This is a genomic window from Bacillus sp. FSL E2-8887 (assembly GCF_038007205.1).
GTDB classification, from domain to species: domain Bacteria; phylum Bacillota; class Bacilli; order Bacillales; family Bacillaceae_G; genus Bacillus_A; species Bacillus_A mycoides.
The window spans coordinates 1,112,238-1,138,806 of sequence record NZ_JBBOWS010000001.1; the positions used below are offsets into that span (position 1 = coordinate 1,112,238).

Annotated in this window: 35 protein-coding genes; 20 read left to right on the forward strand and 15 right to left on the reverse strand. The window is 34.5% G+C overall.

Annotated elements, in window-relative coordinates; genetic code table 11:
* Positions 1 to 144: 144 nt before the first annotated feature.
* The 6 genes from NSQ08_RS05480 (at position 145) to NSQ08_RS05505 (ending at position 5,024) form a co-directional block, all read left to right on the forward strand.
* Entirely contained in the window at positions 145 to 525 is a 381-nt protein-coding gene (locus NSQ08_RS05480) for a GntR family transcriptional regulator (protein ID WP_002030586.1), read from the forward strand.
* Complete coding sequence (locus tag NSQ08_RS05485) at positions 522 to 1,220, forward strand: ABC transporter ATP-binding protein (protein WP_002186347.1); 699 nt, start codon at positions 522 to 524, stop codon at positions 1,218 to 1,220. The genes NSQ08_RS05480 and NSQ08_RS05485 overlap by 4 nt, the downstream gene beginning before the upstream one ends.
* A complete protein-coding gene (locus NSQ08_RS05490; protein ID WP_061675928.1) occupies positions 1,217 to 2,005 on the forward strand; it encodes a hypothetical protein in 789 nt (262 codons plus the stop codon). Before NSQ08_RS05485 ends, NSQ08_RS05490 begins: the two co-directional genes overlap by 4 nt.
* 14 nt (positions 2,006 to 2,019) lie before the next feature.
* Entirely contained in the window at positions 2,020 to 2,922 is a 903-nt protein-coding gene (locus tag NSQ08_RS05495; RefSeq protein WP_002030591.1) for an ABC transporter ATP-binding protein, read from the forward strand.
* Positions 2,922 to 3,698 (forward strand): ABC transporter permease, encoded by a 777-nt coding sequence (locus NSQ08_RS05500; RefSeq protein WP_002030593.1) that lies wholly within the window; start codon positions 2,922 to 2,924, stop codon positions 3,696 to 3,698. The genes NSQ08_RS05495 and NSQ08_RS05500 overlap by 1 nt, the downstream gene beginning before the upstream one ends.
* Before the next feature lie 312 nt (positions 3,699 to 4,010).
* The gene (locus tag NSQ08_RS05505) at positions 4,011 to 5,024 is read left to right on the forward strand and encodes a CPBP family intramembrane glutamic endopeptidase (protein ID WP_060750607.1); all 1,014 of its coding nucleotides are present in this window, start codon (positions 4,011 to 4,013) and stop codon (positions 5,022 to 5,024) included.
* 29 nt (positions 5,025 to 5,053) lie between these two features.
* Here NSQ08_RS05505 and NSQ08_RS05510 read toward each other — a convergent pair whose 3' ends face one another.
* Both NSQ08_RS05510 and NSQ08_RS05515 read right to left on the reverse strand, forming a co-directional pair.
* Positions 5,054 to 5,236 carry a DUF3913 family protein gene (locus NSQ08_RS05510; protein WP_000707108.1) on the reverse strand — a complete coding sequence of 61 codons (183 nt, stop codon included), beginning with the start codon at positions 5,234 to 5,236 and terminating at the stop codon, positions 5,054 to 5,056.
* 100 nt (positions 5,237 to 5,336) lie between these two features.
* A complete protein-coding gene (locus NSQ08_RS05515) occupies positions 5,337 to 5,789 on the reverse strand; it encodes an Lrp/AsnC family transcriptional regulator (protein ID WP_002030598.1) in 453 nt (150 codons plus the stop codon).
* Positions 5,790 to 5,912: 123 nt separating this feature from the next.
* Here NSQ08_RS05515 and NSQ08_RS05520 point away from each other — a divergent pair, with 123 nt between their 5' ends.
* The 3 genes from NSQ08_RS05520 to NSQ08_RS05530 all read left to right on the forward strand — a co-directional run bounded on the left by NSQ08_RS05520 (position 5,913) and on the right by NSQ08_RS05530 (position 7,380).
* Positions 5,913 to 6,326 carry a carboxymuconolactone decarboxylase family protein gene (locus NSQ08_RS05520; protein WP_170935223.1) on the forward strand — a complete coding sequence of 138 codons (414 nt, stop codon included), beginning with the start codon at positions 5,913 to 5,915 and terminating at the stop codon, positions 6,324 to 6,326.
* 13 nt (positions 6,327 to 6,339) lie between these two features.
* Positions 6,340 to 6,894 (forward strand): cysteine hydrolase family protein, encoded by a 555-nt coding sequence (locus NSQ08_RS05525; RefSeq protein WP_002126225.1) that lies wholly within the window; start codon positions 6,340 to 6,342, stop codon positions 6,892 to 6,894.
* 87 nt (positions 6,895 to 6,981) lie between these two features.
* Positions 6,982 to 7,380: an SseB family protein gene (locus NSQ08_RS05530; protein ID WP_002011614.1), complete on the forward strand. Its 399-nt coding sequence runs from the start codon at positions 6,982 to 6,984 to the stop codon at positions 7,378 to 7,380.
* A gap of 27 nt (positions 7,381 to 7,407) precedes the next feature.
* On the opposite strand, the gene NSQ08_RS05535 is transcribed toward NSQ08_RS05530, so the two are convergent.
* Positions 7,408 to 8,328, reverse strand: coding sequence for a S66 peptidase family protein (locus NSQ08_RS05535; RefSeq protein WP_002011617.1), 921 nt, complete (start codon positions 8,326 to 8,328; stop codon positions 7,408 to 7,410).
* A 73-nt stretch (positions 8,329 to 8,401) separates the two neighbouring features.
* Here NSQ08_RS05535 and NSQ08_RS05540 point away from each other — a divergent pair, with 73 nt between their 5' ends.
* Complete coding sequence (locus tag NSQ08_RS05540) at positions 8,402 to 9,538, forward strand: NAD(P)H-dependent flavin oxidoreductase (protein WP_002140949.1); 1,137 nt, start codon at positions 8,402 to 8,404, stop codon at positions 9,536 to 9,538.
* A 17-nt stretch (positions 9,539 to 9,555) separates the two neighbouring features.
* Here NSQ08_RS05540 and dltD read toward each other — a convergent pair whose 3' ends face one another.
* The 5 genes from dltD to NSQ08_RS05565 form a co-directional block, all read right to left on the reverse strand.
* The gene (gene dltD / locus NSQ08_RS05545) at positions 9,556 to 10,731 is read right to left on the reverse strand and encodes a D-alanyl-lipoteichoic acid biosynthesis protein DltD (protein WP_002126231.1); all 1,176 of its coding nucleotides are present in this window, start codon (positions 10,729 to 10,731) and stop codon (positions 9,556 to 9,558) included.
* Positions 10,728 to 10,967: a D-alanine--poly(phosphoribitol) ligase subunit DltC gene (gene dltC / locus NSQ08_RS05550; protein ID WP_002011622.1), complete on the reverse strand. Its 240-nt coding sequence runs from the start codon at positions 10,965 to 10,967 to the stop codon at positions 10,728 to 10,730. Before dltC ends, dltD begins: the two co-directional genes overlap by 4 nt.
* 68 nt (positions 10,968 to 11,035) lie before the next feature.
* The gene (gene dltB, locus NSQ08_RS05555; RefSeq protein WP_340772362.1) at positions 11,036 to 12,202 is read right to left on the reverse strand and encodes a D-alanyl-lipoteichoic acid biosynthesis protein DltB; all 1,167 of its coding nucleotides are present in this window, start codon (positions 12,200 to 12,202) and stop codon (positions 11,036 to 11,038) included.
* The gene (gene dltA, locus NSQ08_RS05560; protein WP_078175607.1) at positions 12,199 to 13,713 is read right to left on the reverse strand and encodes a D-alanine--poly(phosphoribitol) ligase subunit DltA; all 1,515 of its coding nucleotides are present in this window, start codon (positions 13,711 to 13,713) and stop codon (positions 12,199 to 12,201) included. Before dltA ends, dltB begins: the two co-directional genes overlap by 4 nt.
* 12 nt (positions 13,714 to 13,725) lie before the next feature.
* The gene (locus tag NSQ08_RS05565; RefSeq protein ID WP_002011626.1) at positions 13,726 to 13,872 is read right to left on the reverse strand and encodes a teichoic acid D-Ala incorporation-associated protein DltX; all 147 of its coding nucleotides are present in this window, start codon (positions 13,870 to 13,872) and stop codon (positions 13,726 to 13,728) included.
* 359 nt (positions 13,873 to 14,231) lie between these two features.
* Here NSQ08_RS05565 and NSQ08_RS05570 point away from each other — a divergent pair, with 359 nt between their 5' ends.
* From NSQ08_RS05570 to NSQ08_RS05590, 5 genes are all read left to right on the forward strand, one after another.
* Positions 14,232 to 15,410: an amidohydrolase gene (locus tag NSQ08_RS05570; protein ID WP_002030615.1), complete on the forward strand. Its 1,179-nt coding sequence runs from the start codon at positions 14,232 to 14,234 to the stop codon at positions 15,408 to 15,410.
* 223 nt (positions 15,411 to 15,633) lie between these two features.
* A complete protein-coding gene (locus NSQ08_RS05575) occupies positions 15,634 to 15,798 on the forward strand; it encodes a hypothetical protein (RefSeq protein ID WP_002011628.1) in 165 nt (54 codons plus the stop codon).
* Positions 15,791 to 16,237: a flavodoxin gene (locus tag NSQ08_RS05580; RefSeq protein WP_002086759.1), complete on the forward strand. Its 447-nt coding sequence runs from the start codon at positions 15,791 to 15,793 to the stop codon at positions 16,235 to 16,237. Before NSQ08_RS05575 ends, NSQ08_RS05580 begins: the two co-directional genes overlap by 8 nt.
* Positions 16,238 to 16,261: 24 nt before the next feature.
* Positions 16,262 to 17,035, forward strand: a complete 774-nt coding sequence (locus NSQ08_RS05585) for a hypothetical protein (RefSeq protein ID WP_002140953.1) — start codon at positions 16,262 to 16,264, stop codon at positions 17,033 to 17,035.
* A gap of 97 nt (positions 17,036 to 17,132) precedes the next feature.
* Positions 17,133 to 17,294 (forward strand): hypothetical protein, encoded by a 162-nt coding sequence (locus NSQ08_RS05590; RefSeq protein WP_002126244.1) that lies wholly within the window; start codon positions 17,133 to 17,135, stop codon positions 17,292 to 17,294.
* On the opposite strand, the gene NSQ08_RS05595 is transcribed toward NSQ08_RS05590, so the two are convergent.
* Complete coding sequence (locus NSQ08_RS05595; RefSeq protein ID WP_002030620.1) at positions 17,291 to 18,199, reverse strand: aminoglycoside phosphotransferase family protein; 909 nt, start codon at positions 18,197 to 18,199, stop codon at positions 17,291 to 17,293. The genes NSQ08_RS05590 and NSQ08_RS05595 overlap by 4 nt on opposite strands.
* Positions 18,200 to 18,298: 99 nt before the next feature.
* On the opposite strand from NSQ08_RS05595, the gene NSQ08_RS05600 reads away from it, so the two are divergent.
* On the forward strand, positions 18,299 to 18,808 hold the full coding sequence (locus NSQ08_RS05600) for a hypothetical protein (protein ID WP_002030623.1): 510 nt from the start codon (positions 18,299 to 18,301) through the stop codon (positions 18,806 to 18,808).
* A gap of 25 nt (positions 18,809 to 18,833) precedes the next feature.
* Here NSQ08_RS05600 and NSQ08_RS05605 read toward each other — a convergent pair whose 3' ends face one another.
* The 3 genes from NSQ08_RS05605 to NSQ08_RS05615 form a co-directional block, all read right to left on the reverse strand.
* Positions 18,834 to 18,983, reverse strand: coding sequence for a hypothetical protein (locus tag NSQ08_RS05605; RefSeq protein WP_000743737.1), 150 nt, complete (start codon positions 18,981 to 18,983; stop codon positions 18,834 to 18,836).
* Positions 18,984 to 19,001: 18 nt separating this feature from the next.
* Positions 19,002 to 19,175, reverse strand: a complete 174-nt coding sequence (locus tag NSQ08_RS05610) for a hypothetical protein (RefSeq protein WP_000343684.1) — start codon at positions 19,173 to 19,175, stop codon at positions 19,002 to 19,004.
* Positions 19,176 to 19,251: 76 nt separating this feature from the next.
* Positions 19,252 to 20,610 carry an MATE family efflux transporter gene (locus NSQ08_RS05615; RefSeq protein WP_002140955.1) on the reverse strand — a complete coding sequence of 453 codons (1,359 nt, stop codon included), beginning with the start codon at positions 20,608 to 20,610 and terminating at the stop codon, positions 19,252 to 19,254.
* Between the two features lie 181 nt (positions 20,611 to 20,791).
* Between NSQ08_RS05615 and uppP the strand changes: the two genes are divergently transcribed.
* Together uppP and NSQ08_RS05625 are read left to right on the forward strand one after the other, a co-directional pair.
* A complete protein-coding gene (uppP, locus tag NSQ08_RS05620) occupies positions 20,792 to 21,583 on the forward strand; it encodes a bacitracin resistance undecaprenyl-diphosphatase (RefSeq protein ID WP_002030627.1) in 792 nt (263 codons plus the stop codon).
* A gap of 195 nt (positions 21,584 to 21,778) precedes the next feature.
* A complete protein-coding gene (locus NSQ08_RS05625) occupies positions 21,779 to 22,243 on the forward strand; it encodes an SRPBCC family protein (protein WP_012260608.1) in 465 nt (154 codons plus the stop codon).
* A 39-nt stretch (positions 22,244 to 22,282) separates the two neighbouring features.
* On the opposite strand, the gene NSQ08_RS05630 is transcribed toward NSQ08_RS05625, so the two are convergent.
* Both NSQ08_RS05630 and NSQ08_RS05635 read right to left on the reverse strand, forming a co-directional pair.
* The gene (locus tag NSQ08_RS05630) at positions 22,283 to 22,870 is read right to left on the reverse strand and encodes a thioredoxin family protein (protein ID WP_078175613.1); all 588 of its coding nucleotides are present in this window, start codon (positions 22,868 to 22,870) and stop codon (positions 22,283 to 22,285) included.
* Positions 22,871 to 22,903: 33 nt separating this feature from the next.
* On the reverse strand, positions 22,904 to 23,335 hold the full coding sequence (locus tag NSQ08_RS05635; RefSeq protein WP_002126264.1) for a regulatory YrvL family protein: 432 nt from the start codon (positions 23,333 to 23,335) through the stop codon (positions 22,904 to 22,906).
* Positions 23,336 to 23,497: 162 nt separating this feature from the next.
* Here NSQ08_RS05635 and NSQ08_RS05640 point away from each other — a divergent pair, with 162 nt between their 5' ends.
* Together NSQ08_RS05640 and NSQ08_RS05645 are read left to right on the forward strand one after the other, a co-directional pair.
* Positions 23,498 to 23,917 (forward strand): MarR family winged helix-turn-helix transcriptional regulator, encoded by a 420-nt coding sequence (locus NSQ08_RS05640; RefSeq protein WP_002064429.1) that lies wholly within the window; start codon positions 23,498 to 23,500, stop codon positions 23,915 to 23,917.
* 153 nt (positions 23,918 to 24,070) lie between these two features.
* Entirely contained in the window at positions 24,071 to 24,226 is a 156-nt protein-coding gene (locus tag NSQ08_RS05645) for a hypothetical protein (RefSeq protein WP_002011733.1), read from the forward strand.
* A gap of 22 nt (positions 24,227 to 24,248) precedes the next feature.
* Here the strand turns inward: NSQ08_RS05645 and NSQ08_RS05650 are convergent, their stop codons facing one another.
* Complete coding sequence (locus tag NSQ08_RS05650) at positions 24,249 to 25,484, reverse strand: dicarboxylate/amino acid:cation symporter (RefSeq protein ID WP_002030637.1); 1,236 nt, start codon at positions 25,482 to 25,484, stop codon at positions 24,249 to 24,251.
* Between the last annotated feature and the right edge of the window lie 1,085 nt (positions 25,485 to 26,569).

The following is a 26,569-nucleotide window of genomic DNA, read 5'->3' on the forward strand; positions in this document are numbered from 1 at the left end:
AATAGATTTACCTGTATGTTATTACAGGAAGGCAGTGTAACGAAAAGTTACACTGCCTTTTTATTACATTTTTTATTGTAAGTATTTACATATAATTTGTCTTAGTGTACTATTTAACTAACACACTAAGACAGGAGGGGAGAAATGAAAATCGAGTTTTCTCCAAATACACCAATTTACATTCAGGTAATGGAATACATAAAGAAAGAAATTGTAACGGGTCATTTATTGCCTGGCGATAAAATTCCCTCCGTACGTGAATTAGCGAGTGAATTACAAGTAAATCCAAATACGATTCAACGTACATTTCAAGAGTTAGAGAGGGATGGAGTTGTTGTAACACGTAGAGGAATGGGGCGATATGTAACGAATGAAGGGGAGAAAATTATGGAGCTGCGAAAAGATATGGCGAAAGAATTACTTCATTCTTTTATAGATGGAATGGACAATTTAGGTTTTTCAGAAGAAGAAATTCTTACAATCCTTCGTTCTTCATTACATGAGAAAAGGGAGGAGAGCGAATGACAGAGTTATTAAAAATAGAAAATCTATGGAAGCGGTACGGATTAAAAGCAGTGATCCGTGAGTTAAACATAGAGATTACAGAAGGAAAAATCGTTGGGCTTGTTGGAGATAACGGAAGCGGGAAAACGACGTTATTAAAAATGATTGCAGGCCTACAACACCCTTCTGAAGGCAGCATAGTAATTAACGGTAAAAAAGTAGGGTTAGAGACGAAAGAAATCGTTTCATTTATGTCTGATAAGCCAGTCTTTGATGATTGGATGACGGTAAAAGATTCTTTATTTTTCTATCGAGATTTTTATAAAGACTTCGACATTCAAAAAGCGGTAGATACGATTGCGGAATTTAAAATACCGTTAGAAGAAAAAATTACAGCTTTATCAAAAGGTATGGTTGAAAAGCTACAAATTATTTTAACATTTTCGAGGAAAGCGAAGTTATACGTACTAGATGAACCACTGGGCGGAATTGATCTCGTTTCTAGAGAACACGTATTAGAACTTATTTTACAGTTTTATCGCGAAGATTGTACCATTTTAATTGCAACACATTTAATTGGAGAAGTGGAAAATATTTTTGACGAAGTAATCTTTTTAAAAGATGGTGAAAGTGTACTGCATGAAAATGTAGAGGAATTACGTTTCCAACGAGGAAAAGCTGTTACGGATTTGTTTAAGGAGGTGTTTAGTAGATGAAGGCCAGTTTAATATATATGTACAATGCGAATAAAAAACAAATTATTATTTCATTATTATCATTTATATTCGTTGTAGCTGTCGCTTTCGTAAGCTTGGGAAATTATATTAAGCAAGAATCAGGAGAGGTAAGGCAAATAATTATAGTTTCCTTAGTCATCTTAGTATATATAATTTTTATAGCATTGATATTTATTCAGGCGATATCTGCATTTGGAAAAATGACTGAAAGTACATTATTTCGGTTAACACCGACATCAGGTAAAAAGATTGTTTTAGCAATATTGTTATATACTGCAATTAGTTTACTTATTTTTGAAGTAATAGGTTCTATTTTTTTATATAGTATTTCTATGAAAATAATAAAGGGTACAGAGCTCTATGAAGTGTTATTTACCCAAAGTGTATTCAATCCATTAAAGCACCTCTTTAGTACTATGTTATATGTATTTAAATTATCTAGCATATTGCTTGTATTACTTTTTGCAGTAGCTAGCGTTAAAGTTTTTTCTTTGAAAAAGAAGAAGCTAGAATATACGATTATATTTTTGTTGTTTTTATTAGTAACAAAAGTGATGAGCGTTATATATGAAATGTTGGGTGGGCTTGCTCCTATAGTGCCCTTAATAAGAAATTTAATTTATATAGATGAATCGTCAGATGGAGATATAATGTTATTCCCGGAAAAGCTTATGAATTTATATAGCCTTAGTTTTTCTATAGGAATATTTATCCTACTTGTTTATATAACAGGGCGCATCATCGACAAAAAACTAGAAGTTTAAAGGAGGAATCATCATTGGGAAATGTAGTAGTGAAATTAGAAAATGTCCGAAAAAAAATCGGTAGAACAGAAATTATTCGGGGCTTATCATTTGAGGTTCGTGAAGGAGAGGTATACGGATTCCTTGGACCGAACGGTAGCGGTAAGACGACGACAATTCGTATGATGACAGGTCTTATTTCGATGACAGAAGGCGATATTACAATTTGTGGTCATAGTATTCGCACAGAGCGTGAAAAGGCGCTAGAGCAAATTGGAGCGATTGTAGAAAATCCCGAGCTATATGATTATATGACTGGAATGCAAAATTTAAAGCATTTTGCGAACATGGCGATTACCCCAATTAGTAAAGAGCGCATCGCTGAAATTGTAAAGCTTGTTGAATTAGAGCATGCGATTCATAAAAAGGTGAAAACATACTCACTTGGTATGAAACAGCGTTTAGGAATTGCGCAGGCGTTACTTCATCAGCCGAAAATCTTAATTTTAGATGAACCGACAAATGGATTAGATCCAGCTGGTATTCGCCAAATTCGTGATTATTTACAACGATTAGCGAAAGAAGAAAATATTGCAGTCATTGTATCAAGTCATTTATTAAGTGAAATTGAATTAATGTGTGATCGCGTAGTTATTATAAAGCAAGGTGAGTTTGTACAAGAGTATAACTTACATGAACAAGCGAAGCATGATGAAACAGTTGTAGTTGCATTTGAAGTAGATCAAGTTCAAAAAGCGAACGAAATTATTAAAGGTAAAGTACAAGGAAATGTAGCTGTGGCATCTGTAATGAAAGAAGAGATTCCGCAAATTGTAAAACAGTTAGTGAATGCTGATGTACTCGTATACGGTGTTACTGTTCAAAATAAAACGTTAGAGGATGAGTTCTTAGCGATTACAGGGGGAGTGAAAGCGTAATGTTTAAATTAATTCAAAATGAATTTTTAAAGTTACATGCGAAAAAAGGTATGTACATTTTAATAGGTGTAATTGCAGCATTGGAGATTTTGGGAGTTTTAGCGATGCTGAAATGGGGAGGAGGAAATGAGTTTAAAGGATCATATTTAGATTTTGTAAGTTCAGAGATTGGTTTAATTACCTTATTTGCAACAATTTTTGGAATTACGATTGCGTCTCGTACAATTACTGATGAGTTCCAAAAAGGTACAATTAAGCAGTTATTAATCCGTCCGAGAAAACGAATTACAGTTTTGTTCTCTAAATATATTACAGTGTTACTTACTATATTATTTATCATATTTGCTAGCACGTTAATCGCAATGATTATTGGCGGGATTGTAATGGACGGTAGTAAAACAGGAGTAACGTTAGGAATCGTAATGAAGTCCATTTTATATCAAGTACTTTCACCGTTCTTCTTTGCAACTCTTTCATTTTGCTTAGCTAATGTATTTAGAAATTCTGTATTACCATTAATTATTTCGTTGTTCTTATTCTTCTTACAAAGTGCAATTACAATGGTGCTTATGATGTTTGCTAAAGGTGTTGCAAAGTTTGTTGTATTCTCGCATTTAAATTTAAGTGTGTACGACAGCAATAAATTAGTAAGTGGCGGAGTAGAACCACCATTTACAGAATTTACGTTTACAACTTCATTATTACTTGTAGTTGCATACTTTGCTGTATTACTTGTAGCATCAAGTGTATTATTCCAAAAACGTGACGTATTATAGTAGAAAAATCCCCGTGTTAACGGGGATTTTTATTAACCAGCTTTTTTGATTTATGTAGCTTTTAAGTGTGGCAGATACATATTTACTTAGGAACATAATTGTAACTAAGTTGAAGAACATTGATATGGTATATCAAATAGGATTGTTATTATGTAATTTAATACGTATATTATTCGGAATAAAGTGAGAAAAATAGGAAGATTTTCAACTATATTCATATTATAATTTAGTTATCCGGCCATTTGTGGAGAAGGGCTACCCATAAAATACTGATTAAAGTTTCACTTTATATCATCTCTGGAGGTGTTCAATATGCAACATGCATTTTCACGTATAAGGCTACGTAGTTTTTTTGGATGGATGATTATAGGGATGTTCCTGACGATGATTCCATTAAGTTTATCAGGTGCTTCTGACAATACGATAGAGTTGCTGTCACAAATATCAATATTTTTTGCATTTCCACTATTGTGGCTATATTTAAAAACAAGTAAAAATAATGTTGTTTTTAAAAGTTTTTTTGATAAGCCCGGACGTTTACATTGGGGGTTAATTGTATTAGCAACGATCATGGGAATGATTTTTGCAGTCGGTATATCCCAAATTCAATTTTATATTTTAGCACATACTTTACCTAATTTCTTAGTTACCATGTTAGAAGATGGAAATGTAATTAATACGAGTAACATATACATGACGATATTTACTTTCATTTCAGCATGTGTATTAGCCCCAATAATGGAAGAGGTTATTTTTAGAGGTTTTTTCTTGCAGCGAATGGCTTACAAATGGGGGATTAAACGAGCGGTTATTATATCCTCTCTTATTTTTGGACTAGGACATTTTGATGTTATCGGTGCTTTCATGTTCGGTGTTATTATGTGCCTTCTATACATAAAGACAAAAAATATATGGACGAATATTGCTGTGCATGCTCTAAATAATTTGATTGCAACGAGTATGCAATTTGTAGGTGGAGATGGAAGTGACGCAATCTCGATTACTGAATTACAAGCACAAAGTAATTTATGGATCGGCATTGGTCTTGTGATTATCGGTTTATTATGGTTCATTCCTTTTACTTGGAACCAATGGCGTACAGTAAAAGAAGTTGGTGTGCCACCGATTCGTTTCATAAATGAAGAAAAAGTAGTGAATACATCAGAAGAAAATGAAATATATAGCCAAGTGATAGTAACAGATAGATTGATGGCTGTAGAATTACCTGATGAAGCTGTAAATAAGCTTCGGTTAGAAGAAAATGATTATGTAACAGTTTCTGTAGAAGAAGATAAAATTGTTATAAAGAAAGCGCATAATAGATAATTAAAAAGTAGCTCCTAAAGAGCTACTTTTTAATTTGTAATAATCTCTACACGAAAATTATTACCGTTCTTTACATATTTAATATCTGTAACGATCCGAACGGTTTTTAGAAGTTCAACTTTTTCACCAATTCGAGGGATGGTCGGAACATTGTCCCAAATACCAAGCAAGTCATCTAATTGTGCCGTTTTTTCATAAAACCAGATTTTCAATGTAAAGCCCCTTTCTCGAACTTTATGTATTTTAATACATGATATATCATTTTTATTCTTAATGTAAGGGGTTTTTACTCTTTTTGTGAATAAAGATGAATTAAACTTCTGGGAATATATGTTCAATGTCCGGAGTAAGAGCTACTTCTGATAATACGATATGAGAAACTGTCGTTGCATATGAAGAAACATCATTGATAAATTCTTCAAGTTCAACGAGTGAAGGAACAGAGATTTTTACAATGTAGCATAAGCTTCCTGTTACTCGGTAACAAAAACTTGCAGATGGATAAGACTGAATAAACTGTTGCATACGTGTTGTATCACCATTTTTTAAAGTGATTTCTAAAATACAATCTAAAACAAGTCCTGCTTTTTTATAATTGATATCGATTGTGTATTTTTGAATAATCCCCTCACTTTCAAGTTTACGTACACGTTCTGTAGTAGACGGAGCCGATAAGTTTACTCGTTTTGCTAATTCACGCATCGAAAGGCGGCTATCATTATATAATTCATTTAAAATTTTTCGATCAACACGGTCTAATTGCATTTGTAAATATACCTCCAGTAAAATGATAATTTTTGTAAAGAAAAATTTAAAATTAAGATTCATATGAAATGTAAAATGAACTTTATTTATTTTACAATAAAAAAGAAGGAAATAGGAGGGGAAATGATGGAGAGAATTACATTATCAAATGTAGGAGATACAAAGTTTCAAAAATTATTAGGTCATAATCCAGATATATTAAATTCGTGGAGTACGTTAGAGAATACACTGTATAGTACAGGGGCCCTTTCCGTAGAGTTAAAGGAGCAAGTAAGAAGAACATTAGCGTTTGGGAATGAATGTCCGTACTGTATGGCAAAGGGAAAGCCGGATGATATACAAAAAATAGAAGAAATTAGCGTAGCCGTTACTTTTGCGCATGCATTTGTTCATGACCAAAAGGCGATAGATGATAATATGTTTCATATATTAAAACAATATTGGACTGAAAAAGAAATTGTAGAGCTTTGTGCCTATATTTGTTTTATTACTGCTTCGCAGCAACTTGGTTTTCTGTTTCAATTACAGCCCAATTAATTAGGAGGATATTATGCTTAATCAAGCAGCACTTATAATCATTGATGTACAGGAAGCATTCAACTTACCATACTGGGGCGTGAGGAATAACCTTTTGGCGGAAGAAAATATGAAAAGTTTGTTAGAAGAATGGAGAAAAAGAAAACTACCAGTTTTTCATATTCAACATGTAAATAAAGAAAATGTTCAATCGATGTTTTATCAACATGCGGAAACGGTAAACTTTAAAGAAGAAGTGCAACCAATGCCAGATGAAATAATTATCCAGAAATCCGTTAATAGCGCGTTCATTGGCACAAATTTGGAAGAACAATTAAGAGAACAAAATTGTAATACGGTAGTGATTGTAGGATTAACAACAAATCATTGTGTGGAGACTACAACACGGATGGCAGGTAATTTAGGGCTTACAACGTATTTAGTGAGCGATGCGACGGCTACATTCAATCGTAAAGGTCTGGACGGGACAGAGTATAGTGCAGAGGACATTCACAATATGACACTTGTAAACTTACATGATGAATTTGCCAAAATCGTTACGACTGAAGGTGTTTTAAAATTATTTTAAGAAAATAATTGTGGAATTATGTAGAAAAAAATAAGAATATTTCGTATAATCTAAGTATAATCATTTTGAAAATAGGGGTGGCATCATATGGAGCAAATTCCAGTAAAGAAAATAGAAGAAGTACTCGTTTTAGCAGGAGATGATAAACAAAAGCAAAAGGAATTTTATGAATTGCTCTTAACAACGGAGTTTTATGTTGCTGGTTCACTTGAAGCAGAAGACGGGGCAACGGAAGGAACACTTCGTTTGCGTCATTTCCAAGGAGAGGGTAGATGGATCGTTCCGTTCTTTACACAATTGAAATTTGTAAAAGATGTGTTGCCAGAAGGTACACCCCTTATTACGATACGTGGAAAAGAATTATTGGGTAGCATCGAGAAAGATGCGACAGCTGTATTAAATGTTGGAACAGATATGAGTAAAACATTTATTCCAGAAGAAATTGCAGAGATAGCATCAGGACGAATCTTTAATTATTATAAGTAAAAGGAAAAGCTTAGCAGCTTTTCCTTTTTAATTTGAACATGGAGTGGCTATACCAGAAGAAATAGAAACAGTTTTGTTAGTTGTATTTATTGTTGCTGTAGCTCCGAGGGGAATACCGATATTTGGACTTATATGTCCAATCGGTAAACCGAATAACACAGGTATATTATATGGCGTGAAATATTCATATAATATTGTTTGCAATGATTGAGATGGCTTAGAAGGGTTGCAGTCGTGACAACTTGTAAAAATAACGCCGCTGCATTCATTAAACTGTCCAGATAAAAGTAGTTGATTTAACATCCGGTCAATGCGGTACGGTTCTTCACCAATATCTTCAAGCAATAAAAGTTTATTTGACGTATTTATCTCATAGGGCGAGCCAATTATACTTGTTAACACAGTTAAATTCCCTCCAACTAATGTGCCTGTAACTGTACATGGAGAGGTAGGTACGATACATTCTGATGCATATAAGATAGATGAATACGGATGGAATAGTTGATTGAAAGAAGATAAGGAGAGAGAATCTATACCTTTTCCTAATTCTTCAATCATTGGACCATGAAAAGTAACCAGCTCCGCATAACGTGAAAAGGCAGTATGTAAAGCCGTAATATCGCTATATCCCCAAAAAATCTTTGGATTCCGTTGAATGATTTCATATTGAATGTAAGGGAGGAGACGAGCGCTGCCGTAACCACCTCGTGCACAAAAGACTGCTTTGACCTCAGTATTTGTAAATGCTTCATGTATATCATCAAGACGAACTTGATCACTTCCAGCTAAATATCCATATTTTTCATAAACACTCTTTCCAATTATTACGGATAATCCCATCTCTTGTAATACGTTCACACCTTTTAATATATTCTCAAGTGTTGGTGGGCCAGACGGTGCAATAACCATTACTGTATCACCTTTTTGCAACGCATTTGGATAAATCATTGTTCTCAGCCTCCTTCTCTTTCAATATATTCGCTTGAGCGAAAGTTCAATCCTTGTAAAAGAAGGGGAAAGCATGTCATATAAAGAAGGTATAGGGAAAGTAGGAGGGAAAATGATGTTTACAAGTCGAGTAATAGATATATTACAAATTAAGTATCCGATCATTCAAGCAGGTATGGCAGGAGCGATTACAACGTCAGAACTTGTTGCAGCTGTGAGTAATAGCGGAGGATTAGGTACGCTTGGAGCAGGGTATATGAGCCCAGAACAAATCCGTGAAGCGATTTATAAAATAAGGGAACTAACAAATAAGCCTTTCGGTGTTAATTTACTTTTAACGAAAGAGATACAGATAGAAGAAGAGAAGGTAAACGAGGCGAAAGTATTGCTTAGTGGAGTGAATAGAGAATTAGGTATAGAGGAAGAAAAGACTTTAAAACTTCCAAAAAGCTATAAAGAACAATTACAAGTATTATTAGAGGAAAAGGTACCAGTCGTTAGTTTTGCATTTCAAACGTTAGAAAAAGAAGAAATAGATGATTTGAAAAAGGAAGGGATAAAAGTTATCGGAACAGCTACCCATGTAGCGGAAGCGAAAGCACTTGCTAAGTTAGGGGTAGATATTATTGTCGGGCAAGGTAGCGAGGCAGGAGGGCATAGAGGAACGTTTATTGGGAAAGAACAAGATGCGATGATTGGTACATTTGCATTAATCCCGCAATTAGTAGCGGAAGTACCTCATATCCCGATTGTTGCAGCAGGTGGTGTAATGAATGGGCAAGGACTTGTTGCGGCATTTGCGTTAGGGGCAGAGGCTGTTCAAATGGGATCAGCCTTTTTAACGAGTGAAGAAAGTATTACGCATGACGTGTATAAAGAGGCGATTTTACATAGTACAGATACGAGTACAACGGTAACCCGTGCGTTTTCCGGGAAATATGCACGGGGTATTCGTAATGAATTTATAGAGAAACATGAAGGAAGAGAAGAGAATTTACCGATGTATCCAGTGCAAAACGTATTAACTTCAAAAATACGTCAAGAAGCAGCGAAGCAAAATAAGGAAGAGTATATGTCGCTTTGGGCGGGACAAGCATCATCATTAGCACGAACGGAATCAGCTCAGCACGTAGTGAAACGTGTCATGAAAGAAGCAGAGAACGTAATTGAACAATTACAAGATGTATATAAAAAAAGACCACTTGAATAATTCAAGCGGTCTTTCCGTTAGTTTGCTTTATAAAATTGTTGGATAGCTTCGTCGATGTAAACCCAGCCTTTCCAACCTAAGTGCATATGATCTTTTAAGAAGTACTTATCATATTCATGATTTGAGAAATCAGCAATTGGATAGCCAGCTTGCTTAATTTGCTCATGAACTTTATTGTAGTATAATTCGCGTTTTTCTTTCGGGAAGCCAGCGTAATCATACCAAGGACCTTTTACAGGAACAGAAATGAAGAGCGGTTTTGCGCCAGATTGTTTTAATAAATCAAGTACAATTTGTAAATCTTCATATTCTGGTGATTGGTCATAAGCATCATTTTTTAAGTAACCTTCACGTTGTTTTAATTTCTTCTTAATTTTGCTATTGAAGTAATCATCTTCGATGCCATATTCGTTAGAGCTTGATTCTACTGCACCTGTTTGATCAGCATGCTTACGAGCTTCTTCCCAGTTCATTTGTTTCAATGATGGATCAAGCTGTTCTTTATGCGGCTTAATATTAAACATAACTGTAAATAAATCTTTACGATCTAGAATGTTACGATAAATATAAGCGAAAGGTTTAGCAGCAAGTGCTTTTACTTTATACTTTGTATCATCGTAGGCGATACCTTCAAGCGAAATTTTTAATAAAGTTTCTTTTTTAACAATCTCAAAGTTTAATAAGCGTTTTGCAATTTGTTTTTTCATTTCAGGTTTTAAATCATCGTTGAAAATGAAGTGGTAACCCTGTTGTTTTGAAAAGTTAGGTGCAAAGTGTGTCTCATCAATACCTTGTGGTACAAACCATTGCGGAGAAAGAACGAATATCATTTTCTTATCTTTCAATTGATCCATTGTAGATGTGAAGTTTAATACATGTACAAGGTCTTGTGTTCCACCGCGCCCAAGTAGGAATGGTGTGAATCCTTCAGGCTTTACTTTGAAATAATTCGATGGATGGAAAGCATCCATACGTGCGAATTCCGATGAACCGTACATCGGAAGATATTTCGGGTCTGCTAACATCTTTTGCTGTAAAATCATACTTTGAATCTTTTCTTCTTTTAAAGAAGTCGCAGCTTGTTCTACTTTCTCATCACTTAAAAGTGGGAGTAGGAAGCGCGTAGGAATAAGTAAGAATACAGCAAAAAGGGCCAATGCTAAAAGCATCGGACCAAATTTCACTTTGTTCATCGGATTTCTTCTAACTTTTTAATAACCATATTTGGTGTAGCCCACTCATCGCGGTCAAAATCAGAAATAGAAACTTCAATCTCTAAACGCTCTTGGAATTCTACTAATAAAGATACTACAGCGAAAGAATCAAGAATACCTTCTTCAAATAATTGAACATCTAAGTTTTCTTTCACAATATCGTTTTCACATACTTCTTCTAAAATATCTAATACTTGCTCTTTGAATTCTGCCATTTTTAAAATCTCCTTTATATCCGAAATATATTATATGTGCAACTTCTTAATAGTATAAGAAGGGTGCATTAAAAGTATCTGTTAAGGTGTCCAGAGAAGATCAGGAAACCGAAACATACAACGTGGAACGTAATTACAATCGCAAGGACGTGTGTAAATTTATTGTTTGGCCAAAACTTATGCTTCTTGTTTTTTCGTTCGAAAATATCGAATAAAATAAACAGTGCGGCATGATATAGACCATAAATAACATACTGCGCAACAGCGCTTCCTTGGATGTGCCAAATTCCCATAATGAAAAAGTTTAAAAATGCACCGATATACGAAATTGTGTAACGGTTCTTAATTAACTTTTTCTTCGTTGCAAAAAAGACGAAACGCATGTAAATAAAATCACGGAACCAGAATGATAAACTCATATGCCAGCGGTTCCAGAAGTCTTTAATGTTACGACTAAGGAATGGCTTATTAAAGTTTTCTGGAGTTTTAATTCCCATCATGTAACTGATACCAATTACGAATGCACTATAACCTGCAAAGTCAAAGAATAACTGCATGCTAGTAGCGTACATAAAAATCACATTAGATAAAAGTGTATCTTGATTGGCGAATACTGCCTTTACAAGATATGTTGTTATCAAGTGCGCGATTATAAATTTATACAGAAAACCTTGGAAAATACGGTTAATCCCTGTATATAGTAACTTTTGATATTCCTCAGCACTAGGCGGCTTTTGAATATCTTTTTGGAATCTACGGTAACGATCGATAGGTCCACTTGAAATCGCAGGGAAGAATAAAACGAATTCCCAGAAATTAAAGAAGGAAAGTTCTTTAATTAAATTATCACGAACTTCAAAGACCATCTGTACAGCTCTAAATGTTACGTAAGACATACCTGCGAAAACAATAAAATGCAATTCAGGTACAAACGGTGCGATTTTTGCCAAAATAAGCGGTAAAATCGATAAAATAACAGCTATACAAAACGTGAATGTACTATTATTTTGTTTTCTTAACATTAAATAGCCTTTAATAAGGGTATATTGCCAAATAATAAATGCGGCTAACATGATTGCTTGCTTCGGTTTATCAGAGAAGATAATAACGAGCATTACTAATGTTAAAACGGCATTATATTTACGCAACATTTTACCTTTTAATCCAGCTATGATAGTAGGTATTAATAAAATGCCTACTATAGCGAAAAAATAAAATGATCCATATGCGGTCATGCTGTAACCTCACTCAATAATTTTTTGCGATCTACCTTTCCATTTGGTGTCATTGGAATAGAAGAGTGATACATGAATTTACGTGGAATCATGTAATTTGGTAATCGCTCATTGAGTTCTTTTTTGATTGCAGATGTTAATTTGAATTCTTTTTCAAACGAATGCTCTCCAGGAACAACAACCGCTAATAAGTAATCATATTTTTCACCTTTTTTAATTGGAACAACAACTGCACCTTCTACGTAAGAACACGCGCGAAGATGATGTTCGATTTCTTCTAATTCCATTCGATAACCATGAAGCTTAATTTGGAAATCAAGACGACCATTATAGAATAGAAGACCATTTTCTACATAGCCAGCATCACCTGTTTTATAGGCACGCTCACCATCAATCATGGTAAATACTTTTTCTGTTAATTCAGGGCTTCCTAAATAGCCAACGCTTACGCTTGGACCGACAATTACGATTTCACCTTTTTCACCGTCAGGTGCAATTGTACCATCTTCTTTCATAATAAGAAGGCGACAGTCTGATTTACAGTAGCCAACTGGAAGTGATTTGTATTGATCAAGCACTTCTTCTGTAACGTGAATGCCTGTTACAGCAACAGTAGCTTCTGTTGGACCGTACGTATTCATAATTGCTGCTTTCGGGAAACGCTCAATTAATTTTCTAGCTACTTCATTTGGTAACACTTCACCGCAGAATAAGAATGTTTTCATGTTTGGTAGCATACTTTCAGAGAAAGAGGCTTCCATTAAACACATTTCTGCGAAAGATGGTGTCGAAGTCCATACTTGTATATCCGATTGCTCTAAAGAAGCAAACAAGTCTTTTGGACGTGCAATCATGTCTTTATCGATTGCCCAAAGTGTACCACCCGTTACTAATGATGGGTAAATATCCATTACAGATAAATCGAATGAGAAAGGTGCTTGGTTTAAGAATACTTGCCCTGTTTGTAAGTTGAAATCTTCTACAGCCCATTTTGTAAAGCTAACAAGACAGTTATAAGTAATCTGAACCCCTTTCGGATTACCTGTACTTCCTGATGTGTAAATAATGTAGAAGTTCTCATCACCTTTTACCGCATGTTCAGGATTTGGAATGTTCCCTTTATGAGTAAAGAAAATATCTTTTAAGTTGTCTTCACTTACGATACGAACTGGTAAATCAGTTACAGTTACTTCAGTTCCTGATAAAAGTAATTTCGCATCAGAATTTTCAGCGATACGTTGTACGCGATCAGCTGGGATAGATAAATCTACAGGAATGTAAGCATGTCCAGCTTTTACACAACCTAAAAAGTTAATAATCATTTCAGGTTGCATATGGCCATAAACCATAATTGGTGAACGATCATCTGGATACTCAGAAGAAATCCAATGTGCTAACGCATCAGAATCTTCCTTTAATTGTTTGTACGTAATTTTCGCATCTCGCCAAACAAAAGCGGTTTGATCAGGCGTTTCTACAGCCCACTTTTCAATTTGTTCTAATAACTTCATAACGTTCCCACCCTAGAATTCATTGTAAATAAATGTACTTGTGTTTGTATCATGGAATCCATACAACCAAAGTAATGCAAATAAAATTGCAAGGTAATAAACCGTCTTTGCAACCCATTGTGTGAGTGGTTGAGACCATATCTCTTTTAATCTTTCCATGTCTTTCCCTCGCTTAATGAAATAATAGCTCTTTGTAGGTATCATGTCCTACATTATTGTGAAAAAAACAAAATCCCACATTTTAGGTAAAAATAAGTCAAAAGGCTCTTTTCTGATATTAGCACTAAATACTAAAAAAGAAAATCCCTAACTTAGCAATTATATTACATTCAGCATGAATTTGTAATGGGTTTGACATGTAAATAGGAAGTGGATTGTGTGAATGTATAAAAGTGGATTGTGAGAAGGCGGGAAAATATAATATTTGTTTTGTTATTCCTGAATTGGAGTGGGTTAATAATCACTGGGTACTTAGTACATTTTCAAGGTATAGAGCCTTTTAAAAGGAGGTAATTATTATGAAAAGAGAGTGGAGGAGTTTTATTTCAGAGGAAAATATCATTAAATGGAGACGGCATTTCCATAAGTATCCGGAATTATCGTTTCATGAAAAAGAAACTTCGCAATTTATATATGAAACATTATGCTCATTTTCTTCTTTTGAAGTAACGAGACCAACGCAGTACAGTGTGCTAGCAATTAAAAGAGGAAGGCAACAAGGAAAAGTAGTTGCGATTCGAGCTGATATAGATGCTTTACCAATCCAAGAGGAGACAAGGAAACCTTATACGTCTGTGCATAAAGGAATAATGCATGCATGCGGGCATGATGCTCACGCAGCTATTTTATTAAGTACAGCAGAGACGATAGCAAATATGAAGGAAGATTTTGCAGGCGAAATCCGTCTGTTCTTTCAGCACGCAGAGGAAGTGTATCCCGGTGGTGGACAAGAAATGGTGGAGGCCGGTGTTATGGACGGCGTCGATTATGTAGTAGGTTTGCACGTTATGTCTGGATTAGAAAGTGGAAAGATAGGAATTGTATATGGCCCTATGATGGCAGCACCAGACGTATTTACAATTGAAATTTTAGGAAAGGGTGGTCACGCGGCACGACCAGAAGAAACGATAGATCCTATTGCTATCGGAGCACAAATTATTACAAATTTACAACATATCGTATCAAGAAATACAAGTGCTTTTATGCATAGAGTAGTGTCAGTTACACAATTTCATGGGGGGATGGCCGATAATATCATTCCTAGTGCAGCAGCTTTAATGGGAACTGTTCGATCTTTTAATCAAACATTAAGAGAGGAAGCAAAAGAGAAAATTGAGCAAATTGTAAAAGGAATTACAGAAGCACATGGGGGAGATTATACATATACGTATCGTTACGGATATGATCCAGTTGTTAATAATGAGTACATTACGAAAATAGTAGAAAAAAGTGCGATAAAATTGTTCGGAAATCAGCGTATTGTGCATCTTGAACCTTCTATGGGAGGAGAAGATTTTTCAGCGTATTTAAGAAAAGCACCTGGTTGTTTCATTAAATTAGGAACAGGGAATAAAAATATTGATACTTGTTATCCACATCATCATCCGAAATTTGATGTGGATGAATCGGCTTTAATTAATGGAGTGGAACTATTTTTAGAGACAACTATAAGACTACTAGAAACTGATAAAGCATAAAAAAAGGCAACTGCACTCTATTGCAGTTGCTTTTATTTCTTCCGTCAGAGAGGGCTGAGAAAGAACTATGCTCATTTATAGTATATGAATAGCTAACCGACAAGCTTGTACATTTTAACTATTTTTTAAAAAATAGTTATTGACTTTGATAATCAATTTCAATTAATCTAATGGTATAATTGAAATTGATAATTATTATCAATGAAATAGATGAGGAACCTTAATGAGAAAAACATTTCACCTTTTACGAAGGGGATTAAAAAATAAAGATGTTGATAAGCATATTGAATGGCAACGAAATGTAATTCGTTCTGAATATGTAGATGAGAAGAGTACGCTTCAAACAGAAAAAGAGATACAAGGTAAAAGGAGAGGTTCAGTTGAGTAAGTTAGTAATGATTTTTGCAAGTATGAGTGGAAATACAGAGGAAATGGCTGACCATATTGCGGGTGCGATTCGTGAAACAGAAAATGAGATTGAAGTAATTGATATTATGGATACACCAGAAGCTTCTATATTAGAGCAATATGACGGGATTATTTTAGGCGCTTATACTTGGGGAGATGGTGATCTTCCTGATGATTTTTTAGATTTTTATGATGCAATGGATTCTATTAACTTAACTGGTAAAAAAGCAGCTGCATTCGGTTCTTGTGATTCGGCTTATCCGAAATACGGGGTAGCGGTTGATATTTTAATAGAAAAGCTGCAGGAGCGCGGGGCAGCAGTTGTGTTAGAAGGATTGAAAGTAGAATTAACGCCAGAAGATGAAGATGTAGAAAAATGTTTACAGTTTGGAGCTGAATTCGTAAAACACCTTTCTTAATGGCAGAAGGGAGATGAAGAGCAATTGCATGAGAAAATCTCAATCAAAACGATGACAGATTACCATTTGTATGATTTTATGCGTTGTCCGCATAAATTTTATTTCCGTCATATAAAAAGAAGAGAACCTTCTTCATTTGAATGGCAACAAATAGCGCAAATGATTGTGAATCAAATTATTAATGAATATTACACGCTACCTGCGGGCCAACAAACGAAAATTGTACTTTTAATATTAATAGAAAAGTATTGGAAAAAAGTAAGGATTAATATGTTTGCTTCAAAGGCGGAGTACTATATTGTTTTAGCGAAGCTAACTGATCACTTATTACAGTTTGTTGAAAGGGATGATAGTCAGGCACCGCCGTTATTTTTATATGAGAAGTTTCAAACATATATGGAAGAGTTAGGTGTCCACATGTCATTGACATTTGAAGTTGGTGAGTGGAGTGCTGAATCGTTTGTAATTAAAAAGTATGTTGTCGATGCGGATGAGGAAATGCTTGCTCTTTGTCAGAAGCTAATGACAGTATTCAGTTATAAAGCTTTCGGTATTCTTCCGGGGAAAATTGAAGTTATTAATTTAATAGAAGGAACTAAGTATGAGTACATTCCAAAGCAGGAAGATATTATAACTGGAATGGATGATTTATTTAGAATGAAAGAAATGTTGCAGCAACCTGAGCACTATACAGAGCGTCATTTTCGTTCTGAGTGTATGAGTTGTGCGTTTCGTAGTGAATGCCAAAGGGAAGAAGTAAAGAAAGAAGCGAAGCAGAAGAAAAATATAGTACATTAAAGGATGCAATTTTGCATCCTTTTTATTATTGACATGAAAAGCTTTTCATCATTTACGGTATATGAGTAGCAGATTTTAATAAGAGGAGGAATAATCAATGAAAGATGAAACGGCAGTATTTCAATGGTTAAAAGAACAGAATGCTCCTTTTGGAATTCAACTGCAAATTTTACAGGCGTTTCAATTGTATAAAGTTATTGTTGAAATGGATAAAAAGTTAATGATGTATGAGGAGAGAGAGTATAGGGAGAGAATTTAATCTCGTCCCTGTAGTATTGCTTTAAGCTGTTCTTCATTCTTCTTTAATATTATTTCGTTGTTTGTTTCAATGTTATAAATAAGGTTATGTAGTAAAGGGCTGTATTGATAAAAGGTAGTGATGCGGTGAATGAGTAATGGATCGCGGTGAGAAATAAGTGCACTGTATTGTTCATATACAGATGTAGTAAACTCACGACCGAAATCATAATATAGCCCAGCAAAATCAAAAGCGGGATCGCCAATTTGAGCATCTCCAAAATCGATAACACCTGAAATGTTTTTGTGCAGGTTGTTAAATAAAATGTGATGATGTGTAAAGTCAGCATGAATGATTGCATTTTGAAAGGTAGATTTAGTTATACAGGTAAAGAAATTTTCGAATAAACGATTTAAGGCTGATTTCTGTAATGAAGTAAGACTGTTAGTAAAATATTGATTTAATTTTGTTTGTAGTTCTTTCCAGTAGGTAAGTGTTTTTTCGATAGGGAACCCTAGCGTTTCAGTACGTTTTAAAGGAATACTATGTAAAGTCGCAAGGAAAGTGGCTAATTGTGTAATAATTACTTCAAGTTCTTTTTTCTCTAGCTTTGCAACTAGTTCACTTGTTAACGGTTCACCATGAATGAGAGGATAATAGCTGCAAAATGGAACAGTATTACAATCATTCTTATACAATAAATGATACTTAGGAATCTCGATTTCTTGTAATGAATGAGAAAGAATTGTGCACAGTTCTTTTTCTAACGGAATTCGGTTTGCATATTCAAGTTTTCGTGGGAAACGAAATAGTAGTTCATCATTTATAATAACCGTTATATTATCCCACCCTTCTTCATTTTGCATATATGAATGTATAGAAAGATCTGGTAGAGCTTCTTTTATATATTGTTTGTAAGAGTCCATAATTGTTCCTCGTTTCTAAGTTAAAGGTAGGTTATTCCACTTTATGATATCAGAATTTTCTTTCTATATGTTAAAATATAACTATCATTATGGAGGAGGGTGGGGTGCATTACGAAGAAAAGAATATTAATCATTTCTCTATGTATCGCTTTTGGATTGTTTTGGCCATATAAAGAGGAGGTTTTTGCTACCTTTAAACCGATAGATCGCTACGAGTTAAATAAGGAATTAAAGAACAAAAGTATAGAAACTTTAACTGATAAAGAAATGAAAATGATAGGAGAACACTTTGTGACAGTGCAACTATCAGTGTTTGAGTTTAATAATAAAGAAGATGTGAAACGAAAAGGTGAAGAAATATTTGTAAATAGAGGGTATGAACAGTTAATAGAAAATTATTACCCAAACCGTTTTCGGGATTTAGAGTATAAATTTACAAACGAAGAGATACGTGAAGAGACAGATGAGAGTTTTCGCTATCATGCTGTAGCGTACGTTGCTGGTATTGAAAATGGTAAGAGAAGTGAAATGAAATTAAATTATGACATGAAAATTGTAAAGGTTAATAATATATTTATGGTGTTAGATCAAAAACAGTACGTACAATAAAAAACCCTCTAGAAGCAGAGGGACTTTAAAGATTTTCATTTTGTTGACCAAGTTCTTTTTGAGCAATGTATAAATTTCCTTGCTCAACTTGTTTCAGTGTATGAACAGAATCTCCTGCATATCCTTTTTCTGTTTTAACAGTTCTTTTTGAACGATTTGAATCTTGTTTCTTCATATAATAGACCACCCTTCCTTAAAAATAGACGAAAATGATGAGCACGAGTAATACAGCTGCGAAAATGGTAATGCCCATTAAAAAAGAAGTATTTTTATATTTAGGTGGCTTATGTACATCTTGCCGATATCCAGGTGAAATTTCAGGGGCGAATTCTTCATCGAATGATTGTTTCTTTTGTTTTTCGTCCATATGTATCCACCTTTCTTTTTCATTATGTTACACGTTACAAGAAAAAATATGCATGAAGAAAACAGCCGCTATATCATTAGCGGCTGCTTTGCGTTGTATATTTTCTTTGTACTTGAAAGAGACGGATAAGCAGGAAGATTGCTCCAAATGCTAGACCGATAATAAGACCGATCCAATAACCTTTTGCTGCCCAGTCAGTATAAGTTGCTAACATGTAGCCAAGAGGTAGACCTATTACCCAATAAGCTATTAATGTCATAATTAAGGCAACATTTACGTCTTTATAACCACGAAGTGCTCCTTGTACTGGAGTTGCAATCGCATCTGAAATTTGAAATAAAATCGCGAATATAAGAAATTCTTTAGCTAAATGATGGACATTTGCATTTGTCGTATAAATAGAAGCAATTTCATCATCAAAGAAATAAAGAAGGATTGAATATAAAAGAGCGAAAGCAAGGGCTAACCCAATTCCGATAAACCCATATTGTTTCGCATTATTGTATCGTTTTGCTCCAACTTCAAATCCAACGGCTATCGTCATTGCCATTGCTAAACTTAAAGGAGTCATATATAACAAGGAAGCAAAGTTCATAGCTGCTTGATGTGCTGCTATTGTTGTCGTACTAAAATTACTCATCATAAGTGTTACCGCAGCGAAAATACTCGTCTCAAAAAAGATAGCAAATCCGATAGGGACGCCAAGTTTCAGGAATTCCTTCCAGATTGTAAAGGAAGGGCGGTATAACTGTTTAAAGATATTGAAAGAAGCGAAAGGCTCTTTCGTACGAATAATAATAACCGTAATAATTAAAATACACCAATAGGTTGCTGCAGAAGCGATTGCCGCACCAACACCACCGAGTTTTGGAAAGCCAAAGTGACCAAAAATTAATAAGTAATTTAATACTACATTAATTGGTAATGATAGTAATGTAATAATCATCGTTGTTCGAGTTTTTCCTAATGCATCAATAAACCCGCGTAAAACAGTGTAAGTAAATAAAGGGATAATTCCAATTGCAATAATAATTAAAAATTGTGCTGCAATACGTTCCACGGGTTCTTCTAATTGCATGCCATTTAAAATAGGTGAAACAGCGAAGAATCCGATAAGGATAACAACGAAACTAGCACAAATTGCTAAATATACTGCTTGAATGACAATGTGGGGAACGTCCTCCTTTTTCTTTGATCCAACGAGCTGTGCAACAATAGGAGTAGTAGCCATTAAAATTCCTGTTAAGCCGGTACTAACGGGAAGCCATATACTTGTTCCGATAGCAACACCCGCTAAATCAATAGGACTCGCATGTCCTGACATTGTCGTATCAAAAAAGCTCATCGCAAATAATGACATTTGCGTTACAAAAATCGGGAAAAAGAGTAATAAAAATTGCTTTAACTTTTGTGAGAATGAAGTAGTTTCTTTCATAAAATCCCCTTTCAACGTAAAAAACAAACTCTTATTATCATACAATTTAATCAGAAAATAGAAAAGAAATAAGCGTATACAACAAATGAAATCAATAAAAAAAGGATGCACTTTGAAAAGGGATAAGGTATTATGATAAGGTGTGAAAAATTACATATTCGTTATTAAGGAGGCACTACTTGTGGCTGATTGGTTAATTGGATTAATCATGGGTGCTGTTGAAGGTTTAACAGAGTTTTTACCAGTATCATCAACAGGACATATGATTTTAACAGGACACTTAATTGGATTTGAAGACGATAGAGCGAAAGTTTTCGAAGTTGTTATTCAGTTGGGATCGATTTTAGCAGTTGTTGTTATATTTTGGAAACGTTTATGGTCATTAGTTGGAATAGGGAAAGTAACTGATGGACCATCTTTAAATTTATTACATATTATTATCGGGATGATTCCTGCCGGCATACTCGGCGTACTATTCCATAGCGCAATTAAAGAAGTTTTATTCGGTCCAGGACCGGTTGTTATTAGTTTAGTAGCTGGTGGTATTTTAATGATTGTTGCTGAGAAGTTTTCAAAACCAAGTACAGCAAGAACGTTAGATGAAATCACATATAAGCAAGCATTTACAATCGGAATGTTCCAATGTTTAGCACTTTGGCCAGGATTTTCTCGTTCTGGATCAACAATAAGTGGTGGTTTATTAGCACGTGTTTCGCATACAGCGGCAGCGGAATATACATTTATTCTAGCGGTGCCAATGATGGTAGCTGCAAGTGCCTTAGATTTAATTAAAAGCTGGGATATATTAAGCGTGGCTGATATACCGTTATTTGCAACTGGATTTATTACAGCATTCGTTGTTGCGATGCTTGCAATTGTTTCATTCTTAAAATTATTAGGTCGTGTAAAACTAACACCGTTCGCTTACTACCGTTTCATTTTAGCTGCGGTATTCTATTTCTTCATTATGTAAGTATAAAATATCAGCAATACCCTATAGAATAGACACTTGAAAAAAAAGTCTACTCTGTAGGGTATTTTTTTATAGAGAGAGAAAAATGAAACTTTTACCTTCAATTACTTGTATTTCACCATGTGAAATATGCCATAATGATTTCGTTATAATAATTTTAAGGAAATCGATAGGGTATTTGAGAGGAGCAATTTAGTGAGTTTTGCAATAGAAATAGTAATTCCAGCACCAATTGATGTTGTATTTGATTATGTACACAATGACGAGAAAATACTAGAATGGAGTACCTTTATGGTAGAAAATAGGTATCCTTCAAATATAGATGTTGAAAACCCTCGTGAAGGTGACAAATATATATCTGTGCAAAAGATGGGGAAGAAAATATATGAATTTGAGGCGGAAATTTTAGAGTATGATGAACCGTATATCGTTTCAGTTGGATGTGAGATGAAGCAAGGTTATACAGCTGCAACTTATATGTTAGAAGAGGATGAAGGAGGTACATCTCTTACTTTAATCGTAGAATTTGAACCGAAGAATTTTTTATATAAGATTATGTACAAGTTGACTGGGTGGATGACACGTGGAATATACATGGGTGAAATGGAACGTTTAGCAGCGTGCGTAGATGCTGTATATTCTCAGAAAAAAGGATTATAATTTAGTAAAATAAAAAACCTGCCGAAATCGGCAGGTTTTTTATTTTACTACTTTCTCAATCATGCTTTCCATTACATGTTCCCAAAGAGAAGTATCATCAGCTAATGTAGCACGAAAATTAGCATACATTTCTTTTTGTTTCTCTTCGAATGTTGGATCTTCTTTTTCAGGTAATGTAGCGCGCATTGAAGTTACTAATTCTTGTACTTTTGGAGCGCGTGGTCCAAAGACGGCTTGTTCATTTCCGTCTTTATCAATGAAAATAAAGATTGGAATCGCACGTGCTGTTCCGTTTGTTAAGTATTGATCCATTAACTCTAAGTTTTCATCGCGAATTAATAAACGCATATCAATATTTGCAACTTCAGAAATTCGTTTCATAACAGGTACACATAAAAGAGCGTCGCCGCACCAGTCAGCTGTTAATACGATAACGCGCCAGCCATCATTTTGACGTTCTTCTAAAACTGGAAGTAATTCATTTGGAATTAAAAAGTTATTGTAAATGTGTAGTAGCTCGTATTGGTTTACTTTCATTTCATTCACATATGTATCAAAGGACATGCCTTTATCAGCCCATTGTAGTAAGTTCATAAGTAACACCTCTTTAGTATGATTTATTTTTATTGTACCAATTTTTATATAGAAAAGCTTGTATTCTTACTCTTTCTTATCACTAAATAATTTATTTAGTGTGTAAAGGAATAGTGTGACACATAATTCAGCTATGTTGGGCATTTGTACACTCTCTATCCAGTCATCGGCGGTATGTATGACAAACCAATCTAACGTAATTTCAATTATAGAGAGCAGAGCAATTGAGAGCCAATTGGGCATACTTGTCATCATTGGATGTAGGAGCACTTTAAAGAAAATGAATATAAAATATGTAATACCGTCTAATAAAAGAATGAGTAAAAAAAAGAGTAGTAGAGCTGTTCTTGATGAATATTCTATACCTGTAATATGAAAGATTCCTACATATACAAAAAATATAAATGCAAAGAATATAATGAGAATAAGAATAACAACACTAATAATAATAGTCTTATCTTTTAGACTGAGATTAGAAAGTTTGTCTTCTTCACTCATTGCCCCAACTCCTTTTTCTGGAAAATCAATTTCATTGTACCATGAAATATCTATTAAAAAACTACGAATTATGGGGAAATAAGGTGACAAAAAGTAAGATTTCGTGTAAAATTATTAATAAGGTTTTTATTTAACTAAATTAAATAAAAGGGGCTGTCAAAGTTGTCTCAAAATCGAGAACAATTAATGGAAGAACTATCGACAAATGTTTTTGCAATGTTTCGCACGTTGCGTAATGATATTGGAAAAATATTTGGTGGTTACATACCGTGGAATGAGTTCATTGTCCTTAGAATATTGAACCGTACGAATAAAGAAATGGTCTCACGTGTAGCTAATGAGTTAAATGTGTCGAATAGTCATATTACAGCTGTTACAGAAAAATTAATTAATAAAGGCTTTGTAACTCGTTCACGTTCTACATCAGATCGCCGAGTTGTATATTTAGAGATTACAGAACAAGGGAAAGAGTTAGTTGCGAAAATGGAAGGTGAGAAAAAGAAATATTTACAAGAAAGATTTTCCGCACTTTCAGAAGATGAAATGGATATAATGATATCTATTTCTAAAAAACTTATTTAAATAATTACAAATAAGAAAACGCTTACCTAATTAAAAAGAAGACCTTCCTCATATATGGAAGGTCTTCTTCTGTGTGTAATAGATGATAAAAAATAAAATGTGTATGAAAAAAGATAGAGCGCCATACTACTAATAAAGGAAGGAGGGAGAAATATGACGAATCGTAATGGTAGTCAAGGAAGTGGAAATCAAGGTTCACCAAAATCAGGGCAATTCCAGCAGGAGTTTAGTACTGAATTTGAAACGGGAAATGATAATAAAGGAAAAGAATATCGTTCGAAAAAAGGAAGTAAATCAAAAAAGGAGTGAAATGATTCACTCCTTTTTTGATTTAAGATGCTGCAGATTGATCCGTATTATATTTTTCTTCTGATTTTGCAACAATCATTGCACAAATTGCATCACCGGAAATATTTACAGCAGTTCTAGACATATCTAGAATGCGGTCAATACCGATAATTAAAGCAATGCCTTCTACTGGTAGATTTACTTGATTTAAAACCATCGTAAGCATTACTAGTCCAACACCTGGTACACCTGCAGTACCGATACTAGCTAGTACAGCAGTTAATACGACCATAGCTAATTGTGGTAATGTAAGTTCAACGCCGTATACTTGAGCGATAAATACAGTTGCTACCCCTTGCATAATAGCAGTACCATCCATATTAATCGTTGCACCTAGTGGTTGTACAAAAGAGCTTATCGCTTTTGGAACTCCAAGTTTTTCTTGGGCGGTTTTCATGGCAAATGGAAGGGACGCATTAGAGCTAGATGTACTAAACCCAATTGCCATTACCGGACCGAAATGTTTAAAGAAACGAATAATACTTTCTTTGGCTAGTACCTTTAATAAGCCGCCGTATACGAAGACACCGTGAATAATGAGTACCAACATAACGACAATCATATACTTGAACATCGCAGCGACGCCTGCAAGACCCATTTTACCAACGGACGAAGCGAGCAACCCGAATGTTCCGATTGGAGCTAATTTCATGACGAGATTAACAAGATACATCATTAATTCGTTGCCCTGTTCAAGTAATGAATGGACACCTTGAACTCGTTTTCCTAAAACAGCTAAACCGAGTCCGATCAATGCGGCAAAGGCAATAATTTGTAGCATGTTCCCATCAGCCATCGCTTTTGCTGGATTATCTGGCACAATATTCAGCAATGTATCAACGAAAGATGTTTCAGTTTTTGCACCTTCATACTTAAGCCCATCTGTTTTAAAGTTACCGCCAGCTCCTGGTTTTATGATAAGTGCAAATGTAACTGCAATAGAGATAGCGACAGCTGTTGTTACGAGAAAGAATGAAATTGATTTTAAACCAATTCTTCCAAGTTGTTTCGGATCTCCAAGACCAGCAGCCCCAAGTACGATAGAAATGAACACAACAGGAACAACTAGCATTTTAATAAGTCGAATAAACAGTTGACCAAGTGGATTGAACGCATATTGATTCAATGGCTCAAAAATTGATGGAGCAGCTAAATTTAAAGTGAGTCCGACAACTAGACCGAGAAATAATGCAATTAAGATTGCCTTTGTTTGTTTCAATAAAAACCCCCCCTTTGTTTTTGTAAAATTGCTTTCTAAATTAATTATACCGAAAAAATACCTAATTTGACAATATTTTCTGAATATTTAGTATAAAACTGTCTGTTTCAATGTATATAGTCCAGCTTTGCTGAAATATGTGGAAAGAATACATTTATGTATTTGGAAAAAAAATAGACCATCACATGATGGCCTAGGGAAGGGGACAATTTATATCAATTTAATTAGGGATGGAAGCTATTCAAAGACACTGGGGAATGTCTTATAAATTAGGGAGGAACAGCTTCGATACATATACTATAAAAGATAGATGTGAACATAGAGTGAAAGAGAGAGGGAGTTTTAAGTAAGAAGAAAGAGAGAATAAAAAAATAAGACCATCACATATAGGATGGTCAAAGGAAGGGGACAATTTATGTCAATTTAATTAGGGATGGAAAGCTGTTCAAGACACTGGGGAATGTCTTATAAATTAGGGAGGAACAGCTCCGATACGTATACTATAAAAGGTAGATGTGATCCTCGTGTGAACATGGAGTGAAAGAGAGAGGGAGTTTCAAATAAAAGATAGAAAGAATAAAAAAATAAGACCATCACATATAGGATGGTCAAGGGAAGGGGACAATTTATGTCAATTTAATTAGGGATGGAAGCTATTCAAAGACACTGGGGAATGTCTTATAAATTAGGGAGGAACAGCTTCGATACATATACTATAAAAGGTGGATGTGATCCTCGTGTGAACATGGAGTGAAAGAGAGAGGGAGTTTCAAATAAAAGATAGAAAGAATAAAAAAAATAAGACCATCACATATAGGATGGTCAAGGAAGGGGACAATTTAATTAGGGATGGAAAGCTGTTCAAGACACTGGGGAATGTCTTATAAATTAGGGAGGAACAGCTCCGATACATATACTATAAAAGGTAGATGTGACCCTCGTGTGAACTTGGAGTGAAAGATATGGGAATTTGAAAAGGGATAAAATAGTTGTTGTAAGAGTTATAGTATAAGTGGAGATATAATAGAAAATATTCTTTTGTAAAACGATAGGAGTCTGAATATAAATAAAAGTTGAAATCTATG

Coding starts and splice junctions, on each gene's coding strand:
- NSQ08_RS05535 (WP_002011617.1), bottom strand. CDS start 8,328: ATGATTTATCCAAATGCGTTGCAAAAAGGTGATACAGTAATGGTTATT.
- NSQ08_RS05490 (WP_061675928.1), top strand. CDS start 1,217: ATGAAGGCCAGTTTAATATATATGTACAATGCGAATAAAAAACAAATT.
- NSQ08_RS05610 (WP_000343684.1), bottom strand. CDS start 19,175: ATGGACGAAAAACAAAAGAAACAATCATTCGATGAAGAATTCGCCCCT.
- dltC (WP_002011622.1), bottom strand. CDS start 10,967: ATGGCAGAATTCAAAGAGCAAGTATTAGATATTTTAGAAGAAGTATGT.
- NSQ08_RS05485 (WP_002186347.1), top strand. CDS start 522: ATGACAGAGTTATTAAAAATAGAAAATCTATGGAAGCGGTACGGATTA.
- NSQ08_RS05500 (WP_002030593.1), top strand. CDS start 2,922: ATGTTTAAATTAATTCAAAATGAATTTTTAAAGTTACATGCGAAAAAA.
- NSQ08_RS05540 (WP_002140949.1), top strand. CDS start 8,402: ATGTCATATAAAGAAGGTATAGGGAAAGTAGGAGGGAAAATGATGTTT.
- NSQ08_RS05505 (WP_060750607.1), top strand. CDS start 4,011: ATGCAACATGCATTTTCACGTATAAGGCTACGTAGTTTTTTTGGATGG.
- NSQ08_RS05595 (WP_002030620.1), bottom strand. CDS start 18,199: ATGGACTCTTACAAACAATATATAAAAGAAGCTCTACCAGATCTTTCT.
- dltD (WP_002126231.1), bottom strand. CDS start 10,731: ATGAACAAAGTGAAATTTGGTCCGATGCTTTTAGCATTGGCCCTTTTT.
- NSQ08_RS05525 (WP_002126225.1), top strand. CDS start 6,340: ATGCTTAATCAAGCAGCACTTATAATCATTGATGTACAGGAAGCATTC.
- NSQ08_RS05565 (WP_002011626.1), bottom strand. CDS start 13,872: ATGGAAAGATTAAAAGAGATATGGTCTCAACCACTCACACAATGGGTT.
- NSQ08_RS05530 (WP_002011614.1), top strand. CDS start 6,982: ATGGAGCAAATTCCAGTAAAGAAAATAGAAGAAGTACTCGTTTTAGCA.
- NSQ08_RS05645 (WP_002011733.1), top strand. CDS start 24,071: ATGACGAATCGTAATGGTAGTCAAGGAAGTGGAAATCAAGGTTCACCA.
- NSQ08_RS05635 (WP_002126264.1), bottom strand. CDS start 23,335: ATGAGTGAAGAAGACAAACTTTCTAATCTCAGTCTAAAAGATAAGACT.
- NSQ08_RS05570 (WP_002030615.1), top strand. CDS start 14,232: ATGAAAAGAGAGTGGAGGAGTTTTATTTCAGAGGAAAATATCATTAAA.
- dltB (WP_340772362.1), bottom strand. CDS start 12,202: ATGACCGCATATGGATCATTTTATTTTTTCGCTATAGTAGGCATTTTA.
- NSQ08_RS05590 (WP_002126244.1), top strand. CDS start 17,133: ATGAAAGATGAAACGGCAGTATTTCAATGGTTAAAAGAACAGAATGCT.
- NSQ08_RS05605 (WP_000743737.1), bottom strand. CDS start 18,983: ATGAAGAAACAAGATTCAAATCGTTCAAAAAGAACTGTTAAAACAGAA.
- NSQ08_RS05520 (WP_170935223.1), top strand. CDS start 5,913: ATGATGGAGAGAATTACATTATCAAATGTAGGAGATACAAAGTTTCAA.
- dltA (WP_078175607.1), bottom strand. CDS start 13,713: ATGAAGTTATTAGAACAAATTGAAAAGTGGGCTGTAGAAACGCCTGAT.
- NSQ08_RS05515 (WP_002030598.1), bottom strand. CDS start 5,789: ATGCAATTAGACCGTGTTGATCGAAAAATTTTAAATGAATTATATAAT.
- NSQ08_RS05480 (WP_002030586.1), top strand. CDS start 145: ATGAAAATCGAGTTTTCTCCAAATACACCAATTTACATTCAGGTAATG.
- NSQ08_RS05615 (WP_002140955.1), bottom strand. CDS start 20,610: ATGAAAGAAACTACTTCATTCTCACAAAAGTTAAAGCAATTTTTATTA.
- NSQ08_RS05575 (WP_002011628.1), top strand. CDS start 15,634: ATGAGAAAAACATTTCACCTTTTACGAAGGGGATTAAAAAATAAAGAT.